Genomic DNA, 17,217 nt, shown 5'->3' with positions numbered 1-17,217 from the left:
GGGCGGCCCGCCACCCGGCGGGCCGCCCCTCTCCGTGCCGGACGGGGTCCGGCGCTTCACCGCTCAGCGCGCACCGGTGGACAGGTTCTCCTTGATCTTGGCGATGGCGAAGCCCCACCCCTGCGACACCGTCGGCGTGGCCGGGACGGCCACCTCCGCCGGATTGGTCAGCACGTCGAGGAGGACAGGACCGGGGAGGGCGAGCGCCTCGCGCACGGCCTCGTCCAGCTCGCCCGGCGCGGTGACGCGGATGCCGGTCAGCCCCAGTGCCTGGGCCACCGCGGCGAAGTCGGGGTTGTCCAGCACCGTCCCGAACTCGGGAAGCCCCGCCTGCTCCTGCTCCAGCTTGACCATGCCGAGGCGGCGGTTGTCGAAGACGACGAGCTTCACCGGCAGCCGTTCGGAGCGGATGGTCATCAGGTCGCCGAGCAGCATGCCGAGGCCGCCGTCGCCGCAGAAGGCCACGACCTGCCGGTCCGGCGCCCACAGCTGCGCCCCGATGGCCTGGGGCATGGCGTTGGCCATGGAGCCGAGGTTGTAGGAGCCGATCAGCCGGCGGGTGCCGCGCATCCGCACGAGCCGCGAGAGCCACACGGTCGCCATGCCGGTGTCCGAGGTGAAGATCGCGTCGTCGGCGGCGTGGCGGTCGACGGCCGCCGCGAGGGCCTCGGGACGGATGTCCGCCTCCCGGTTGTCGAACATGGCCCGTACGCGGCCGAGGAGACGCCTGTCGTGGGCGGGGTCGGCCAGGCCGGCCTGGCCCTTCTGCCAGTCCGCGTACCGCTCGCGGGCCTCGTCGAGGTGGGAGCGCGACGCGACGGGAGCGAGCAGCGGCAGCAGGGCCCGCAGCGTCGCGCCCACGTCCCCGGCGAGCCCGACGTCCACCGGGACGCGGCGCCCGAGGTGCTCCTCGCGGGTGTCGATCTGCACGACCCGGCAGTCCTCCGGGTACCAGTCCCGGTAGGGGAAGTCCGTACCGAGCATGATCAGGGTGTCGCAGGAGTCCATGGCGTGGGCCGCGGCCGGATTGCCGATGAGGCCGGTCTGGCCGACCTCGTACGGGTTGTCGTCCTCGAAGCCCTCCTTGCCCTTCAGGGTCAGCACCATCGGCGCCGAGAGCTGCTCGGCGGCGCGCAGCACCTCCTCGCGGGCCTCCCGGGCGCCGCGCCCGACCAGGAGGGTGACCCGCGAGCCCCGGGCGATCGTCTCGGCCGCCTCGGCCAGCGCCGGGTCGTCGGGCCGCGTGACGGCCGGGCGCGGCAGCGCGAACCGGCTCGGCCGGTCCTCCTCGACCTCCCGGTCGCCGAGGTCGCCGGGGACGGTCAGCACCGCCACGCCCCGCCGGGTCACGGCCGCCCGCACCGCGGACTCCAGCAGCCGGGGCAGCTGGGAGGGGGAGGTGACGGTGGCCCGGTACACGGCCACGTCCCGGAACAGCAGGTCGTTGTCGACCTCCTGGAAGTAGTCCCCGCCCATCTCCGACAGCGGCACCTGGCCGCAGATCGCCAGGACCGGCGCCCCGCTCTTGGCCGCGTCGTACAGTCCGTTGAGCAGGTGCACCGAGCCCGGTCCCACCGTGCCCATGCAGACGGCCGGCTCTCCGGAGAGCTGGGCGCGCGCCGAGGCGGCGAAGGCGGCCGCCTCCTCGTGGCGGAAGCCGGTCCAGTCGATGCCCTCGGTGGTCCGGATGGCGTCGGTGAGCGGGTTGAGCGCGTCGCCGACCACGCCGAAGACGCGGTCGACTCCGAGGTCTGCGAGCCCGTCGACGATCACCTGTGCGACGGTACGGGGCATGGGGGTCTCCTTTCGCTGTGGCTGCCGGCCGGTTCACCGGAGGGTGAACCGGTCCGGATGGGCCGCCTTCCAGTCGCCTGCCCACGTGTCCGGAACCGATGCGGGCGACAGGAGCAGACCGGGTTCGAGCGGCTCGTACAGCTCGGCGTGGGAGCGCACGGCGTCGGGTCCGACCCGGCGCAGCAGCATGCGGGGCTCCAGGTCCCCGGGGCCGTCGGCGCCCAGGGCGGCCATGAGCGCGAGGGCGCTGCGGACGGTCGCCTCCTGGAAGCGCCGGACCCGCTCCGCCTTGTCCCGGACGTCGAGGGCGCGGGCACGCCTGTGGTCCTGGGTGGCGACTCCGACGGGGCAGGTGTTGGTGTGGCAGCGCTGGGCCTGGATGCATCCGAGGGCGAACATCATGGCCCGGGCGGAGTTGGTGTAGTCGGCGCCCTGGATCAGCCGCTTGACGATGTCGCTCCCGGTGGCGATCTTGCCGGAGGCGCCGATCCTGATCCGGTCGCGCAGCCCCGTGCCGACGAGGGCCCGGTGCACCGTGGTCAGGCCCTCGGTGAGGGGCAGGCCGACGGTGTCCGCGAACTCCAGCGGGGCGGCGCCGGTGCCGCCCTCCGCCCCGTCGACGACGATGAAGTCGGGCGTGAGGTCCTCCTCCAGCATCGCCTTGCAGACGGCGAGGAAGTCGCGGCGCGCGCCCACGCACAGTTTTAAGCCGACCGGCTTGCCGCCGGACAGCTCCCGCATCCGGCCGAGGAAGCGCACCAGCTCACGGGGGGTCCGGTAGACGCGGTGGTACGGCGGGGAGATCACCGTACGGCCCTCGGGGACGCCGCGGACGGCGGCGATCTCCCGGCCGACCTTGGAACCCGGCAGCACTCCCCCGATGCCGGGTTTCGCGCCCTGGCTGATCTTCAGCAGGACGCAGGCGACCTGGTCGAGCGACGCCTTCTCGGCGAAGAGCCGCGGGTCGAAGCCGCCGTCCTCGGCACGGCAGCCGAAGTACCCGGTCCCGATCTCCCAGACGAGGTCGCCGCCGGGGGCGAGGTGGTGCTCGGATATGCCGCCCTCGCCGGTGTCGTGGGCGAAGCCGCCGCGCCGGGCGCCCTCGTTCAGGGCGCGGACGGCCCGGGCCGACAGGGAGCCGAAGCTCATCGCCGACACGTTGAGCAGGGCCATGTCGTAGGGCCTCGCGCAGTCCGGGCCGCCGATCGGGACCCGGGGCGCCGCGTCCGGCACCGGGCGCGGCGCCATGGAGGGGACCAGGTACTCGGTGCCGGTCCGGTCCAGCTCCAGCTCGGTGCCGAAGGGGTCCTCGGCGTCCGTCCCCTTCGCCCGCTCGTACACGATGGACCGGGTGTCCCGGTCGAAGGGCACGCCGTCGACGTTCCTCTCGACGAAGTACTGCTGCACCTCGGGGCGGATCGCCTCCATCGCGAACCGCAGGTGCCCGAGGAGCGGATAGTTGCGCAGGATCGAATGGCGCCGCTGGACGACGTCGTACGACGCGACCGCGGCGAGCAGCAGGAGCGGGCCGGCCGCGCACCACCACCACGGGGACACCAGGACGGCCGCGAGGCCGGTGGCGAGCGCGGTGAGGACGGGGCAGACCACGAGCAGTGACGTCACCATGGAGGGCCGTCTGTCCCGGACGGGCGCGGTCAAGCGCGGGGGAAGGCGGGGCGGGGCGCCGGGACCCGTTCAGGTTTAGCGCGCGGGACTCAGGCGAGACGATGCCCATGAGTGCTTCGGAGAACATCGGACGGAATCAGTTCCCCTGGACCGGCCCCTACGCCGTCCCGGACCACGCCGGCCTGACGCGGGTGGACGACCCCGACGTGGACGAGGAGTACGAGCCGGACGATGTCGGTGAGCCGCGCGCCCTGCCCGCGCCGTTCGCCGACAGGGCCCGCGCTGCCGCGTACGTGGCCCGCGGCGCGGGGAGCGACCTGTGGGCCGCCGCGCGTGCGCACCGGACCGTGACGGCCGGTGCCGTGGCCGGCACGGCGGCCGCGCTCGCCCTCGCCTACGGGTGGGGGCGCAGGGCCGGGCACAGGGCCGCGCGGCGCGACCTCGGCCCGGTGGCCCTGTTCTTCGGACGCCGCGACTGAGCGGGCGGCCCTTCCCGTCCCCGTGGGAGGCCCGGACAGGCACGCCGGCCTCCCCCTCTGCCCTTCGTCACCGTCCTCACGGAGGTCGATCCCCATGGTCCCCCTGCTGCTCGTCCTGCTGCTCGCCCTGCTCCTCTTCGGCGCCGGCTTCGCCGTCAAGGCGCTCTGGTGGATCGCCGTCATCGTGCTCGTCCTGTGGCTGCTGGGCTTCGTGGCCCGGCCGAAGGGCGGCACGGGCCGCTGGTACCGCTGGTAGGCGGCCCCGCGGCGCCCTCCCGCGGCGCGACCGAGCCCGGCACCTCCGTCAGGAGCGTGCCGGGCTCGGTCCTGTGTTCAGCCGCCCGAAACGGAGTCGTCCTCGGGGCGCGCGCCCGGCAGGCGGGGACGGGTTCCGGCCGGATGACCGGCACCGGCCTCCTCTTGTCGATCACGGAGGGGTAGTGTCGTCATGATTGCCGTACGGCAACGATCGCGGCACCCGGAGCCGTCCCGGGGGACCGGTCGTCCGGCGCGTGGCGCGGGCCGTACGGTCCATGCGCGCAAGCTTGCTGGGGAACGAGGATGGGCATGTCTGAGACGACGACCAGGGACTCCTCCGGCCGGGAGCACCCCGGACCGGCCGCGGTGGTCGAGCCTGGACTCCGTCAGCTGCTGGCCGGGCTCACGGCCGTGCGGGACGGCGACTTCGGCACCCGTCTGCCGGACGAGGCGGACGGGCTGATGGGTGAGATCTCCCGGGTGTTCAACGGAATGGTCGATCAACTCTCCCTGTTCACCTCCGAGGTGACGCGGGTGGCGCGGGAGGTCGGCACGGAGGGGACGCTCGGCGGGCAGGCCACCGTGCCCGGTGTGTCCGGCACCTGGGCCGACCTGACCGACTCGGTCAACGCGATGGCCGGCAACCTCACCACTCAGGTGCGTGACATCGCCCACGTGGCGACGGCCGTCGCCAAGGGCGACCTCTCCCAGAAGATCGACGTGGACGCGCGCGGCGAGATCCTGGAGCTGAAGAACACCATCAACACGATGGTCGACCAGCTCTCGTCCTTCGCCGACGAGGTCACGCGCATGGCCCGTGACGTGGGCAGCGAGGGCATCCTCGGGGGACAGGCCGACGTGAAGGGCGTCTCCGGCACCTGGCGCGACCTGACCGACTCCGTCAACTCGATGGCGGGGAACCTCACCGCGCAGGTGCGGGCGATCGCCCACGTCGCCACCGCCGTCGCGGGCGGCGACCTGTCGAAGAAGGTGGACGTGGACGCCCGGGGCGAGATCCTGGAGCTGAAGACGACCATCAACACGATGGTCGACCAGCTCTCCGCCTTCGCCGACGAGGTGACCCGGGTCGCCCGCGAGGTCGGCACCGAGGGCAACCTCGGCGGCCAGGCCACCGTCCGGGGCGCCTCGGGCACCTGGAAGGACCTGACCGACAACGTCAACGTGATGGCCTCCAACCTCACCGGGCAGGTGCGTTCGATCGCCCAGGTCGCCACCGCCGTGGCCCGCGGCGACCTCTCCCGCCGGATCACCGTGGAGGCCAAGGGCGAGGTCGCCGCCCTCGCCGACACCATCAACACCATGGTGGACACCCTGTCCGCCTTCGCCGACGAGGTGACCCGGGTCGCCCGGGAGGTCGGCACCGAGGGCCGGCTGGGCGGTCAGGCCAGGGTGCCGAACGTGGCGGGCACCTGGAAGGACCTCACCGACAACGTCAACTCCATGGCGAACAACCTGACCGGACAGGTCCGGAACATCGCCCAGGTCACGACCGCCGTCGCCAACGGCGACCTGTCCAAGAAGATCGACGTGGACGCCCGGGGCGAGATCCTGGAGCTGAAGACGACCATCAACACGATGGTCGACCAGCTGTCCTCGTTCGCGGCCGAGGTGACCCGCGTGGCCCGCGAGGTCGGCAGCGAGGGCCGGCTCGGCGGCCAGGCCGAGGTCGAGGGGGTGTCCGGCACCTGGAAGCGGCTGACCGAGAACGTCAACGAACTGGCGGGCAACCTCACCCGCCAGGTCCGCGCCATCGCCGAGGTCGCGAGCGCCGTCGCCGAGGGCGACCTCACCCGCTCGATCACCGTCGAGGCGTCGGGCGAGGTGGCCGAGCTCAAGGACAACATCAACGCCATGGTCGGCTCGCTGCGCGAGACGACGCGGGCCAACCAGGAGCAGGACTGGCTCAAGTCCAGTCTGGCCCGGATGTCCGCGCTGATGCAGGGCCACCGCGATCTGGCCGTCGTCGCCGAACTCGTCATGGACGAGCTGACCCCGCTCGTGGCCGCCCAGTACGGCGCCTTCTACCTCGCGGAGGAGGGCGCCGGCGGCGTCGAGTTGGTCCTCGTCGGCTCCTACGGACGCCCCGCCGGCGACCGGGACCGGGCCCGCTTCCGGCTGGGCGAGTCGCTCGTGGGGCAGGCCGCCCGCAGCCGCCGCACCATCGCCGCCGACAACGTCCCCGCCGACTACGCCACGATCTCCTCGGGCCTGGGCAGCACGTCCCGGGGCAGCCTCGTGGTGCTGCCGGTCGTCGTCGAGGAGCAGGTGCTCGGCGTCATCGAGCTGATGTCCTTCACCCCCTTCACCTCCGTGCACCGGGACTTCCTGGAACAGCTCATGGAGACCGTCGGCGTCAACCTGAGCACCATCGTCGCCAACGCGCGCACCGACGAACTCCTCGACGAGTCCCAGCGCCTGGCCGGCGAACTCCGCTCCCGCACCGAGGAGCTGCAGGCGCGGCAGGAGGAACTCCAGCGCTCCAACGCCGAGCTGGAGGAGAAGGCGGCCCTGCTCGCCACGCAGAACCGCGACATCGAGGCCAAGAACCTCCAGATCGAGCAGGCCCGGCAGGAGCTGGAGGACCGCGCCCAGCAGCTCGCCCTGGCCTCCACGTACAAGTCGGAGTTCCTGGCCAACATGAGCCACGAACTGCGCACCCCGCTGAACAGCCTGCTGATCCTGGCCCAGCTGCTGGCCCAGAACCCGACCCACAACCTGACGGCCAAGCAGGTGGAGTACGCCGGCATCATCCACTCGGCCGGGTCGGACCTGCTCCAGCTGATCAACGACATCCTCGACCTCTCCAAGGTGGAGGCGGGGAAGATGGACCTCAACCCGGAGCGCGTGCCCCTGCGCAGGCTCCTCGACTACGTCGAGGCCACGTTCCGCCCCCTCACCTCGCAGAAGAGCCTCGCCTTCGCGGTCTCCACGGCCGCCGGCGTCCCCGTCGACCTCGTCACCGACGACACCCGGCTCCGTCAGGTGCTGCGCAACCTGCTGTCGAACGCCGTCAAGTTCACCGAGCAGGGCGGTGTCGAGCTGCGCATCGAACCGGCCTCGGACGGCGAGCTGCCCCTGTCCGTGCACCGCGGCGGCCCCGTCGTCGCCTTCCGCGTCGCCGACACCGGCATCGGCATCGCCCCCGAGAACCTGGAGGCCATCTTCGGCGCCTTCCAGCAGGCCGACGGGACGACCAACCGCAAGTACGGCGGCACCGGCCTGGGCCTCTCCATCAGCCGCGAGATCGCCCATCTGCTCGGCGGCGCCCTCACCGTCACGAGCGTGCCCGGCGAGGGCAGCACCTTCACCCTCTACCTCCCCGTCACCCGCACCGACTTCACCGAACAGCCCGACGCCGCCGCCCCGCCGACGGACCCCTCGGCGATGCCCTCCGTCCCCGCCCCTGCCCGGGGCGGGGCGCCGGCGCTGCCCGGCGCCCCGGCCGCCCGGCCGGCCCGGCGCCTCCTCGTGATCGAGGAGCGCCCGCGCGGGCTCCTCGCCGTCGTCGCCGAGAACGCGGTGACCCAGCTCTCGGCCGACGGCGGGCCCGCGGGCCGGACGGACATCGAACTGATCGCGGTCGTCGGGCCCCAGGAAGCCGCCACCGCGCTCGCCACCCAGCCGTTCCACTGCGTCGTGCTCGACGTCGACATGGCGGACGGCGACGCCCTGCGCTTCCTGGAGGCCGTGGACGGCGACGAGGCGCTGCGCACCGTCCCCGTCCTCGCCCACCACAACCGCCGGCTTCCCGCCGACGAGGAGGGCGCCCTGCAGGACCTCGCCCGCCGCCGCCCGCTGGAGCTCCTCTCCAGCCTCGACGAGCTGCGTGAGCGGATCGCCCTCCACCTGTCCGCGGAGCAGCCGGGCGACGTCGTGCCCCTGGTGCGGGGCGGCCACCGGGCGCCCGCGCCCCGGGCCGTCGACGGCACCCTGCGCGGCAGGACCGTCCTCGCCGTCGACGACGACGCCCGCAACCTGTACGCCCTCAGCGGCATCCTGGAGCTGCACGGCATGACCGTGCTGCATGCCGAGAACGGCCGGAAGGGGATCGAGACGCTCCTGGCGAACCCGTCCGTCGCCCTCGTCCTGATGGACGTGATGATGCCGGAGATGGACGGCTACACGGCGACCGCGCGGATCAGGGAGCTGCCGCAGTACGCGGACCTGCCCGTGATCGCCGTCACCGCGAAGGCCATGCCGGGCGACCGGGAGAAGAGCCTCGCGGCCGGGGCCAGCGACCACGTCACCAAGCCCGTCGACGCCGACGAGCTCATCGCCTGCGTCAGCCGCTGGCTCGACGGGGGGACGGCCTCGTGACCACTCCCCCGCCCCCGGGCACCGGCGTCCCCGACACCGCCGCCACCGCCGACGGCCGACTGGCCGCCACGGTGGAACGGCTGCGCGGCGAGGTACGCGCCGCACACGCGGCGGCCGAGGGCCGGGCCCTGATCGAACTCGCCAAGGGGGTCATCGTCGAGCGCCTGGGCTGCGGCCCGGCCCAGGCGGCCCGCCAGCTCGCGGAGCTGGCCGACCGGGCCGGGCTGTCCCGGCTGGAGCTGGCCGCGGACATCATCAACCAGGCGGCCCGTGACCGGATGGCCGAGGCGGCGGACGACTTCGTGAGGACGGCCGTCGGCGAGCCCGCGGCCACCGCCGCCGCCTCGGTCGCCGTGCGGCTGCGCACGGCGGAGAGCGCGGCGCTCAGCGCCGGCGACACCCAGGCCGTCGCCGAGTCGCTGCTGCGGCACGCTCTCGAACCGCTGGGCGCCGTCGCCGTCGCGATCTGGACCACCGGTCCGGACACCTCGCTGAGCCTGCGCGGCCACGCCGGCTTCGGCCTCGACGAGGCGGCCCGCTGGCACTACGTGCCGCCGGGTGTGACCACCGCGGCCCGCCAGGCGCTCATCGGGCGCCGAACCGTCCGCTACGCCTCCCTGGCGGCCGCGGGCATCCCCTCGATCGGCCGGGGGCGCCATCCGGACGGCGGCCGGGTCGTCGTCCCCGCCGGGACCGGCGGCCGCATCCACGGCGTCCTGGAGATCTGCTGGGCCCGTCCGCTCGACCCCCTGCCGCAGGCCGTGGAGCGCCAGGTCGAGGCCCTCGCCGAGCTCTGCGCCCACACCCTGGAGACACTGCCGGAGGCGTCCCCCGGGGGCTTCTCCGTCCCCGGCGGCCTCCCGGTCCCCGGCGGGGACGGGGCGACGGCGCTGGCCGAACTCGCGAACGGGCTCTACGACCCCGCCCTCGTCCTCACCCCCCACCTGGACGAGGCGGGGAAGCTCGTCGACTTCCGCATCCGGCACGTCAACGCGCACTTCCAGGATCCGGCCGGACGGCCCCGCGGGTCCGTCGACGGGGCCCTGTTCCTGGAGGCGTACCCGGCGACGGCGGGCGGCAGCGAACTCTTCGAACGGATCGAGCGGGTCTACGCCACGGGGGAACCGTTCCGCGCCCGACGGGTCCGGCTCACGGCCCTGGTGGACCAGGTGCCGCTCGCCTCGCTCGCCGACATGAGCATCAGCCGGTACGGCGCGAGCGTCCTGTTCATCTGGCGCGTCGAGGACGAGTCGGCGCGCCTCGCCAGCCTGCTCCAGCACGCCCAGCGCCTCGGCCGGGTCGGCGCCTTCGAGGAGGACCTCGTCACCGGCGACATCACCTGGCACGGCCAGCTGTACGAGCTCTTCGGGCGCAGGACGACGGAGCCGCCGGTCGCCCTGCGCGACCTCGCCGCCCACGCCCACCCCGACGACGCCGACACCATCCGCCGCTTCCTCCAGCAGGTGCTGGACCAGCGGCGGGTGGGCTCCGCCGCCTTCCGTATGCTCCGCCACGACGGCGTCACCCGGCACATCCGGGTGACCGCCGAGCCCGCCCCGGGCGGCGACGGCGTTCTCCAGACCGTCCGCGGCGCCTACCAGGACATCTCGGCGCAGCACTGGACCGAGGTCGCCCTGACGGCCACCCGCGACCGGCTGGCGGCGACGGAGGAGGAGGCCGAGGAGCGCAACCGGCTGACCCTCCAGCTCCAGCACGCGATCATGCCGCCGGCCATGCCGCCGCTCGACGCCCCGGGACTCGACGTGGCCGTGCGCTACCGGCCTGCGGAGTCCGAGTCCCTGGTCGGCGGCGACTGGTACGACGCGGTCGTGCTGCCCTCCAAGAAGGTCCTCCTCTGTGTCGGGGACGTCGCCGGCCACGGTGTGGAGGCCGCGACCGGCATGGTGGTGCTGCGCAACGCCCTGCGCGGCCTGGCCGTCACGGGCGCGGGCCCGGGGCAGCTGCTGTCCTGGCTGAACAGCGTCGCCCACCACCTCACCGCCCATGTGACGGCCACCGCCGTCTGCGGCGTCTACGACCCGAAGAGCCGTACGCTGCGCTGGGCCCGCGCGGGCCACCTCCCGCCGGTGCTGGTGCGCGGGGAGGAGGCGTACGACCTGCCGCTCCTGGGTGGGATGCTGCTGGGAGCGCTCGCGGAGGCCGAGTACGAGGAGGCGGAGCTGCGGCTCGAACCCGGCGACACGGTGCTGATGTACACCGACGGGCTCGTCGAGCGGCGCGACACCGCCGTCCACGATTCCGTCGCCCAGCTGCTCACCGTCGCCCGGCAGCCGTCCGACAGCCTCGAACGCCGGCTGGACCAGCTGCTGGCGCGCAGCAAGTCGGACACGGACGACGACACGTGCGTGGTCGGTGTCCAGGTGTCCTGAGCCGACCGTCCGCCCCGCGACCGGCCCCCCACGGAAAGCAGGAGACATGTCCGAGCGTGAACCGAACCTTGATGTCGACGTCGAGATCCGCGACCGCCGCACGGCGGTGCTGACCGTGACGGGCGAGCTGGACATGGAGACGGCCGGCAGGCTGCAGGAGCTGGTGACGGAGCAGTTCGGCCGGGGGCGGTGCCGTCTCGTGCTGGACCTGTCCGCCCTCGACTTCATGGACTCCTCGGGGCTGAACGTCCTGATCCGGGCGGTCAACAGGGCGCGGGAGACCGGCGGCGACCTGTATCTCGCCGCGCCGACCCCGGCCGTGCGCCGCATCCTGGAGATCACCGGCGTGACGACGACGATCCCGCCGCACGACACCGTGGCGGACGCGCTGGCCGCGGCCGGCGGCGCGAGCTAGCGGACCGGTGGCGGCGTCCCGTGCACGGGGACCGGGCGCGGGGAAGAGAAGGAGGAAGAGGAAGACCGTGTGCGAGATCGCCGAGATCGAGCAGGCGCTCCGCCGGGCGGCTCCGCACCGGCTCGTGGGAGTCGTCGAGGACGCCCTCAGGGACCGGGGGGTGCTGCGGGTGGAACTCCGCATGGCCGACTACGGCCTGCGGACGCTCCAGCTCGTCGGGCACGTTCCCGGGGCGGATCCGTCGGTGCCGATCCACGACAGTCCCCAGGGGCGCGCCTTCGGCGCCCAGGAGCCGCACGTGGTCCACGAGCCCGGGGCGCTCCGGCTGCATCTGCCCGTCACGGTCCGCGGGGACCGGCTGGGGGTGCTGACGGCCGAGCTGCCCCCGCAGGCCGACGTCGGGCAGCTGCTGCCGGGGCTCGCCCAGCTCTGCGAGGCGCTCGGCCACGAGATCCTGGTGGCGGAGCGCGACACGGACCTGTACGTGCTGGCTCGGCGTGCGACACGGCTCACGCTCGCGGCGGAGATGCAGTGGCAGCTGCTGCCCGGCCGTTCCTGCGCTCGTCCCGAGTTCGCCCTGGCCGCCCACCTGGAGCCCGCCTACGCCATCTTCGGCGACAACTACGACTGGTCGGTCTCGGACGGGCTGCTGACCCTGACGGTCACCAACGGCATGGGGGAGGGCATCGAGGCCGCCCTGCTGACGAACCTCGCGATCAACGCGCTCCGCAACGCCCGCCGGGCCGGCCTCCCGCTGGCGGACCAGGCCGCGCTGGCGGACCAGGCCGTGTACGCCCAGTACCGGGGCGAAGCCTTCGTGTCGGTGCTGCTGCTCCGCTTCGACCTGGCGAGGGGCGAGGTGGAGGCCGTGGACGCCGGATCGCCCCGTCTGTGGCGGCAGCGGGGGCAGGTGGTGGAGTCCGTCGGCTTCGAGGCGCAGCTGCCCCTCGGCATGTTCGAGGACACCGTGTACGTACCGGAGCGGTTCTCGGTGCGGCCGGGCGACCGGCTGCTGTTCGGGAGCGACGGGGTGTACGCGGCCGTCTCGCCGGCCGGGGAGAGCTACGGGGACCGGGCGCTCGCCCGCGCGCTGCGGGGGACGCGGCTGTTGCCGCCCACGCAGGTGCCGCAGGCGGTGCTCCGGGAGCTGGCCGTCCACCACGGCGGCAGCCCGCTGGAGGACGACGCCCTGGTCGTCTGCCTCGACTGGTACGGCACCACGTCAACCGTTGCCGGGTGACAACTGTATCCTTGGGGCAACACCTGGCGGGGTGCCCGGAAGAACGCCGTCGAGGACGACCAGAGGTGGCAATGAGGACATGGGGTGTGCGCCCGGCCGGAGCCGGCGTCACGCGGGGATCAGGCCGAACTGACGTCCTTCAGCGGCGTGCGGGCCGGTGACGAGACGGCCGCTCCGCTCCCTCCCACGGCCTCGTGGAACCCGGTGAGCCCCCTCAGCAGCGCCTTGCGGCTCGCCGGCGACATGCCCGCGATGACCGCGAGCAGGGCCTCCTCGCGCTGGACCCTGAGGTCCCGCAGGTACGCCTTGCCGTGCACGGTCAGGTGCAGCTCCAGCTGCCGACGGCTCACGGGACTGGGCAGCCGCTGCACGAAACCCAGCGCCTCCAGCCGGTCGCACATGCGGCTCACCGAGGGCGGTGCCGAGCCGAGCAGCTCGCCCAGGGTGCGCAGGCTGATGCCCTCCTCGCGGTCCAGGCTGTACAGCACACGCAGCTGACTCGCCGAGACGGGTGTCGACGACACCATGTCCCGGCCGCGCTCCCACAGCACCTCCAGCAGCTCGATGAGCTCCCGGGCGGACTCTGCCGTCCGCTGCGGTTCCCGTGGCGGCGGGGCGGGGTTGCCCTTCATGCCTGCCGACCCTCCTCGGACGCCCGGGGCCGGGGGCAGCGGCCTCGCGACGGTCCGGTCATCTCCACAACTCTCCAGAAGGCGGTACGGATCCGGTGGATCGACACGTGACGGTGGAAGGCGCACTGCGCCGGGCGGCACCACACCTCCTCCTGGACTCCCTCCGTACCTGTCTCGCGCACCTGTACGCCGCGACCTCCGCCGACCTGCTGCTCGTCGACTACGGATTCACGACCCTGCGCCCCGTGGAGCCCGTCCAGACACCTGCCGGGATGCCGCACGCGCCCGTGGACGCGGGCCCCGCCGGCCGCGTCTTCCGCACCCAGCAACCATATCTTTTCCGTGATGTCGGGCCCACGGCGACCGTTTACCTGCCCGTCACGGTCCGCGGCGACCGGTTCGGCGTCCTGGTCGTCGTCCTGCCCGCGGACCGGTCCGCCCCGGACACCACCGCGAGCCTCGCCCGGGTCGCCGAGACCCTCGGACACGCCCTGCGCGTCGCCGACCGCCACACCGACCTGTACCGCCGCACCCGCAGGACACACGCCCTCAGCGTCGCGGGAGAGATGCAGTGGGACACCCTGCCGGGCCGGGCCTGCGCCGGACCGGCCTTCGACCTCCACGCCCACTGGGAGCCCGCCTACACCTCCGGAGGACACCTCCTGGACTGGAGCGCCACCGAGCGGGACCTGGTGATCGTCGTCGCCGACGGCGCCGGACCCGGCACCCCGGCCGCCCTGGCGAGCACCCTCGCCCTGACGGCGATCCGCAACGCCCGGCGGGCCGGGCTCGACCTGGCGACCCAGGCCAGCCTCACCGACCAGGCGCTCTACGGGCAGTACCGCGGCGAGCATCCGCTCTCCGCCCTGCTGCTCCGCCTCGACCTGACCACCGGCGAGGCCGAGGTGGTGGACGCCGGGTCGCCGACGCTCTGGCGCGTCCGCTCCACCGGGACAGAGCGCATCGATCTGGACCGACAGCTTCCCCTGGGCATGTTCGAGGACACCGTCTACTCCCCCCAGCGCCTGCGCCTCCTGTGCGGCGACCGGCTGGTCTTCGTCGCCCACGGCGCCGGAGAGCCGGCGGCCGGCGCCGGCGACGAGGCGCCGGACGGTCCCGTCGCCCGCGCCCTCACCGACGTACGCCGCCGGAAGGGCGCGGACGTCCCCCGGGCCGTCGTACGGGCGCTGCGCGGGACGCCCCATGGCGTGCCGGAGGCCGTCCTCGTACTCTGTCTCGACTGGCGCGGCCACGAGGCCGCACGCCCGGGCGAGGGACGGCACGGGGGGCCCATGGCGACCGTGCCGGCGTCCCCCTGACGCGCTGTCGACGGGTGCGATCCGCGGTGCGGGCGGTGTCGGGGCCATGAACAGGGGAAAGGCGGGTACGAGGAGCCCAGCAGCCGACCCGGGACGAGGGGAGCACCAGCGCCATGACGGACGCGATCACCGCGGAACGCGCGATCCCGGAGCCTCTGCTGTCCGCGAGCGTGGTCTACGCCGCCGCCGCCCGCGGCGGGGCGATCGCCGCGGCGCGCGCCTTCACGGCCGAGTTCCTCGCGGCCGCCCCGACCGTGCTGCACGGACCGGTCGGCGACGACCGCGTCGAGCTCGCGCAGCTGGTGGTCAGCGAGCTGGTCACCAACGCGATCCGGCACACGGCCGGCCCCTGCCGGCTCCTCCTCGAACTGGGCCGCGACATCCTGGAGATCTCGGTCTTCGACCAGGAGCAGGCCGCCCCCGTGCCCCGCGGACACGACCCCCGCCGCATCGGTCAGCACGGCGTCGAGATCGTCGTCGCCGTCTGCGAGAGCCTGACCGTGGAGCCGGCTCCGGAGGGGAAGCGGGTCCGCGCCCGCCTCTCCCTGCTGCCGGAGTACGCCGCCCCGGCGCACCCGCGGAGCCGGCGGGCGCGTTGACGCACCGGCGCCTCACGGGCCGCCGTGCCCACCACGCCTCCGGGGGGCGCGGTGGGCGTGATCCGCGGGCCGGTCACCCGCGGTCGTCGGCCCGCCGGTGTGACCGGCGGGCCAGAGAACGCCGCTGGGCCTCGGTCAGGCCGCCCCACACGCCCGACGGCGGGTGTGGCTGCGTCAGGGCCGAGCGCAGGCACGGTTCGCGTACCGGGCAGTGCCGGCAGACCCGCTTGGCCTCCTCCTCCTGAGCGAGCGCCGTGGCGCCGGTTCCCACCGGGAAGAACAGATCGGGGTCGGCCTCCTGGCAGGCCGCGGCCGCACGCCAGCCGTCCATGTGAGCCTCCTGGCACATGAGTAGGGATTCGTGTCCCCGTCCGCCTGACCGCTCGTCCGTCCGTGAAACCCGCGCGGGACCGCTCCGGGGCGTCACCGGGGACCACGCCGCGGGCCGCGCGGGACGGGCGCGACGCTCCACCACGCCATCGCCACACCCACACCGAACACCAGGACCAGCAAGACCGGCACGACGGAATCCTTCCGGGAGCGGACCGCGTTCGGGACTGCGCCTGACCCCGAACCCCACGGCGAAACACCCGCGTCCGTCCTGCGTCCGGAGGGTCGGGGAACGCGGCGGAGACGGTGACGTGCGGCGGCCGGCGGCCCCTCAGCCGGGACGGCCGCCGGCGGCCGGGCGGAAACAGGCCGTGACGTCCTTTCCCCGCGGGCAGGGGCGGGTCCGCACGTCGTCGGCGAGCGCGTCGACCAGGAGCAGGCCGCGCCCGCCCGGCGCGCCGTCGTCCGGACTGCGCTGCTCGGGCAGCAGCGGGGAGGTGTCGTGCACGGTGACGTGCAGGCACTCCTCGTCCCAGGTGAGGATCAGCTGCGCGTCGCTGTGGGCGTGCACATGGGCGTTGGTGACGAGTTCGGAGACCGTCAGCACGACGGCGTCCGCGACGCCGGGCGCGGTGCGGTCCCAGCCGATCGCCGCCAGGTGCTCGCGCGTCCAGTCCCGGGCCGTCTTCACGCTGCTGCCCATCGGCAGCGACCGCGCCCAGCCGACGGCCCTCATCGAGGGATCCCGTGTCATGTCTCTCCTTCGGACGACCGGTCAGGTTCCGTCTGTCCCTGGCACGGGCGGGAGAAACGGACCGGAAATCCATGAGGGGTCGGCAGGTCTGGAGACGAGAAGTCGGGGTAGGCGGGGAGTCACGGGCCACGCATCCCGATGAGGAACACACGTGAAAGGGGACAGGTGTGACGGTCACCACGATGTCGCGGCAGGGAGTCGAGTCCGGAGCGGGGACGCTGCCTCAGATCCCGGACACGTCTGCGGTCGCGCCCAGGGACGCGAGGTCCCTGTCGAAGGTCTTCTTCCAGGAGCTCGCGACGCTGGAGGAGGGGACGCACGCGTACCAGTACGCGCGGAACACCCTCATCGAGATGAACATGAGCCTGGTCCGCTACGCCGCCGGGCGCTTCCGGCACCGCGCCGACGAGATGGAGGACATCGTCCAGGTCGGCATGATCGGCCTGATCAAGGCGATCGACCGGTTCGAGCTGTCGCGCGAGGTCGAGTTCGTCACCTTCGCCGTCCCCTACATCGTCGGCGAGATCAAGCGGTTCTTCCGGGACACCTCCTGGGCGGTGCACGTTCCCCGCAGGCTCCAGGAGGCGCGGGTGGAGCTGGCCAAGGCGACCGAGGAACTCAGCACCCGCCTCGGACGGATGCCGACGGTCAAGGAGCTGGCCGATCTGATGAGCCTCAGCGAGGAGGAGGTCACCGAGGCGCGGCTGGCCTCCAACGGCTACAACTCCTCGTCGCTCGACGCCGCCCTCAGCGGCGAGGACGAGGACGGCGACGCGTCGCTGGCCGACTTCATCGGCACCGAGGACCCCGCCATGGAGCTGGTGGAGGACTTCCACTCGCTGGCCCCGCTCATCGCCGACCTCGACGAGCGCGACCGCCGGATCATCCACCTGCGGTTCGTCGAGGAACTGACCCAGGCGCAGATCGGTGAGCAGCTGGGCTGCTCGCAGATGCACGTGTCGCGGCTCCTCGCGCGCACTGTGAAGCGCCTGCGCGAGGGGCTGCTGGGCACCGGCGCCGACTGATCCGCGGGGCCGACGGCG

The 17,217-nt window shown here is 73.5% G+C and carries 14 protein-coding genes; 9 read left to right on the top strand and 5 right to left on the bottom strand.

Features of this window, described 5'->3' with window-relative positions; all coding sequences use genetic code 11:
* Positions 1-63: 63 nt before the first annotated feature.
* Complete coding sequence (locus IF73_RS0105940) at positions 64-1,794, bottom strand: thiamine pyrophosphate-dependent enzyme (RefSeq protein ID WP_031004208.1); 1,731 nt, start codon at positions 1,792-1,794, stop codon at positions 64-66.
* A 33-nt stretch (positions 1,795-1,827) separates the two neighbouring features.
* Entirely contained in the window at positions 1,828-3,420 is a 1,593-nt protein-coding gene (locus IF73_RS0105935; RefSeq protein ID WP_031004206.1) for an FMN-binding glutamate synthase family protein, read from the bottom strand.
* Positions 3,421-3,527: 107 nt separating this feature from the next.
* Between IF73_RS0105935 and IF73_RS0105930 the strand changes: the two genes are divergently transcribed.
* The 6 genes from IF73_RS0105930 (at position 3,528) to IF73_RS0105905 (ending at position 12,540) form a co-directional block, all read left to right on the top strand.
* Positions 3,528-3,899, top strand: coding sequence for a hypothetical protein (locus IF73_RS0105930; protein WP_031004204.1), 372 nt, complete (start codon positions 3,528-3,530; stop codon positions 3,897-3,899).
* Between the two features lie 94 nt (positions 3,900-3,993).
* On the top strand, positions 3,994-4,155 hold the full coding sequence (locus IF73_RS0105925; RefSeq protein WP_030215177.1) for a DUF5670 family protein: 162 nt from the start codon (positions 3,994-3,996) through the stop codon (positions 4,153-4,155).
* Between the two features lie 311 nt (positions 4,156-4,466).
* Positions 4,467-8,495, top strand: a complete 4,029-nt coding sequence (locus IF73_RS0105920) for a HAMP domain-containing protein (protein WP_031004202.1) — start codon at positions 4,467-4,469, stop codon at positions 8,493-8,495.
* Complete coding sequence (locus tag IF73_RS0105915; protein ID WP_051716560.1) at positions 8,492-10,885, top strand: SpoIIE family protein phosphatase; 2,394 nt, start codon at positions 8,492-8,494, stop codon at positions 10,883-10,885. The genes IF73_RS0105920 and IF73_RS0105915 overlap by 4 nt, the downstream gene beginning before the upstream one ends.
* Positions 10,886-10,931: 46 nt before the next feature.
* Positions 10,932-11,300, top strand: coding sequence for an STAS domain-containing protein (locus IF73_RS0105910; RefSeq protein WP_031004198.1), 369 nt, complete (start codon positions 10,932-10,934; stop codon positions 11,298-11,300).
* 67 nt (positions 11,301-11,367) lie between these two features.
* The gene (locus tag IF73_RS0105905) at positions 11,368-12,540 is read left to right on the top strand and encodes a PP2C family protein-serine/threonine phosphatase (RefSeq protein ID WP_031004196.1); all 1,173 of its coding nucleotides are present in this window, start codon (positions 11,368-11,370) and stop codon (positions 12,538-12,540) included.
* A gap of 119 nt (positions 12,541-12,659) precedes the next feature.
* Here IF73_RS0105905 and IF73_RS0105900 read toward each other — a convergent pair whose 3' ends face one another.
* On the bottom strand, positions 12,660-13,172 hold the full coding sequence (locus IF73_RS0105900; protein ID WP_037878354.1) for a MarR family winged helix-turn-helix transcriptional regulator: 513 nt from the start codon (positions 13,170-13,172) through the stop codon (positions 12,660-12,662).
* 107 nt (positions 13,173-13,279) lie between these two features.
* On the opposite strand from IF73_RS0105900, the gene IF73_RS0105895 reads away from it, so the two are divergent.
* Complete coding sequence (locus IF73_RS0105895) at positions 13,280-14,491, top strand: PP2C family protein-serine/threonine phosphatase (protein WP_234338166.1); 1,212 nt, start codon at positions 13,280-13,282, stop codon at positions 14,489-14,491.
* Positions 14,492-14,604: 113 nt separating this feature from the next.
* On the top strand, positions 14,605-15,090 hold the full coding sequence (locus IF73_RS0105890; protein ID WP_031004192.1) for an ATP-binding protein: 486 nt from the start codon (positions 14,605-14,607) through the stop codon (positions 15,088-15,090).
* A 73-nt stretch (positions 15,091-15,163) separates the two neighbouring features.
* Here the strand turns inward: IF73_RS0105890 and IF73_RS0105885 are convergent, their stop codons facing one another.
* Together IF73_RS0105885 and IF73_RS0105880 are read right to left on the bottom strand one after the other, a co-directional pair.
* Positions 15,164-15,421, bottom strand: a complete 258-nt coding sequence (locus IF73_RS0105885; protein WP_031004190.1) for a WhiB family transcriptional regulator — start codon at positions 15,419-15,421, stop codon at positions 15,164-15,166.
* Positions 15,422-15,751: 330 nt separating this feature from the next.
* Complete coding sequence (locus IF73_RS0105880) at positions 15,752-16,174, bottom strand: ATP-binding protein (protein WP_031004188.1); 423 nt, start codon at positions 16,172-16,174, stop codon at positions 15,752-15,754.
* Between the two features lie 167 nt (positions 16,175-16,341).
* Between IF73_RS0105880 and IF73_RS0105875 the strand changes: the two genes are divergently transcribed.
* Positions 16,342-17,199 (top strand): RNA polymerase sigma factor SigF, encoded by an 858-nt coding sequence (locus IF73_RS0105875; RefSeq protein WP_031004186.1) that lies wholly within the window; start codon positions 16,342-16,344, stop codon positions 17,197-17,199.
* The last annotated feature ends 18 nt before the right edge of the window (positions 17,200-17,217 follow it).

Origin of the sequence: Streptomyces sp. NRRL F-5727 (assembly GCF_000719555.1) — a bacterium.
Classification (GTDB): Bacteria; Actinomycetota; Actinomycetes; order Streptomycetales; family Streptomycetaceae; genus Streptomyces.
This window is presented reverse-complemented; position numbering and strand designations above follow the sequence as displayed.

Excerpts from the sequence above, each read along its gene's own strand:
- IF73_RS0105900 (WP_037878354.1), bottom strand. The coding sequence starts at position 13,172 with ATGAAGGGCAACCCCGCCCCGCCGCCACGGGAACCGCAGCGGACGGCA.
- IF73_RS0105885 (WP_031004190.1), bottom strand. The coding sequence starts at position 15,421 with ATGGACGGCTGGCGTGCGGCCGCGGCCTGCCAGGAGGCCGACCCCGAT.
- IF73_RS0105925 (WP_030215177.1), top strand. The coding sequence starts at position 3,994 with ATGGTCCCCCTGCTGCTCGTCCTGCTGCTCGCCCTGCTCCTCTTCGGC.
- IF73_RS0105935 (WP_031004206.1), bottom strand. The coding sequence starts at position 3,420 with ATGGTGACGTCACTGCTCGTGGTCTGCCCCGTCCTCACCGCGCTCGCC.
- IF73_RS0105880 (WP_031004188.1), bottom strand. The coding sequence starts at position 16,174 with ATGACACGGGATCCCTCGATGAGGGCCGTCGGCTGGGCGCGGTCGCTG.
- IF73_RS0105930 (WP_031004204.1), top strand. The coding sequence starts at position 3,528 with ATGAGTGCTTCGGAGAACATCGGACGGAATCAGTTCCCCTGGACCGGC.
- IF73_RS0105910 (WP_031004198.1), top strand. The coding sequence starts at position 10,932 with ATGTCCGAGCGTGAACCGAACCTTGATGTCGACGTCGAGATCCGCGAC.
- IF73_RS0105940 (WP_031004208.1), bottom strand. The coding sequence starts at position 1,794 with ATGCCCCGTACCGTCGCACAGGTGATCGTCGACGGGCTCGCAGACCTC.
- IF73_RS0105890 (WP_031004192.1), top strand. The coding sequence starts at position 14,605 with ATGACGGACGCGATCACCGCGGAACGCGCGATCCCGGAGCCTCTGCTG.
- IF73_RS0105920 (WP_031004202.1), top strand. The coding sequence starts at position 4,467 with ATGTCTGAGACGACGACCAGGGACTCCTCCGGCCGGGAGCACCCCGGA.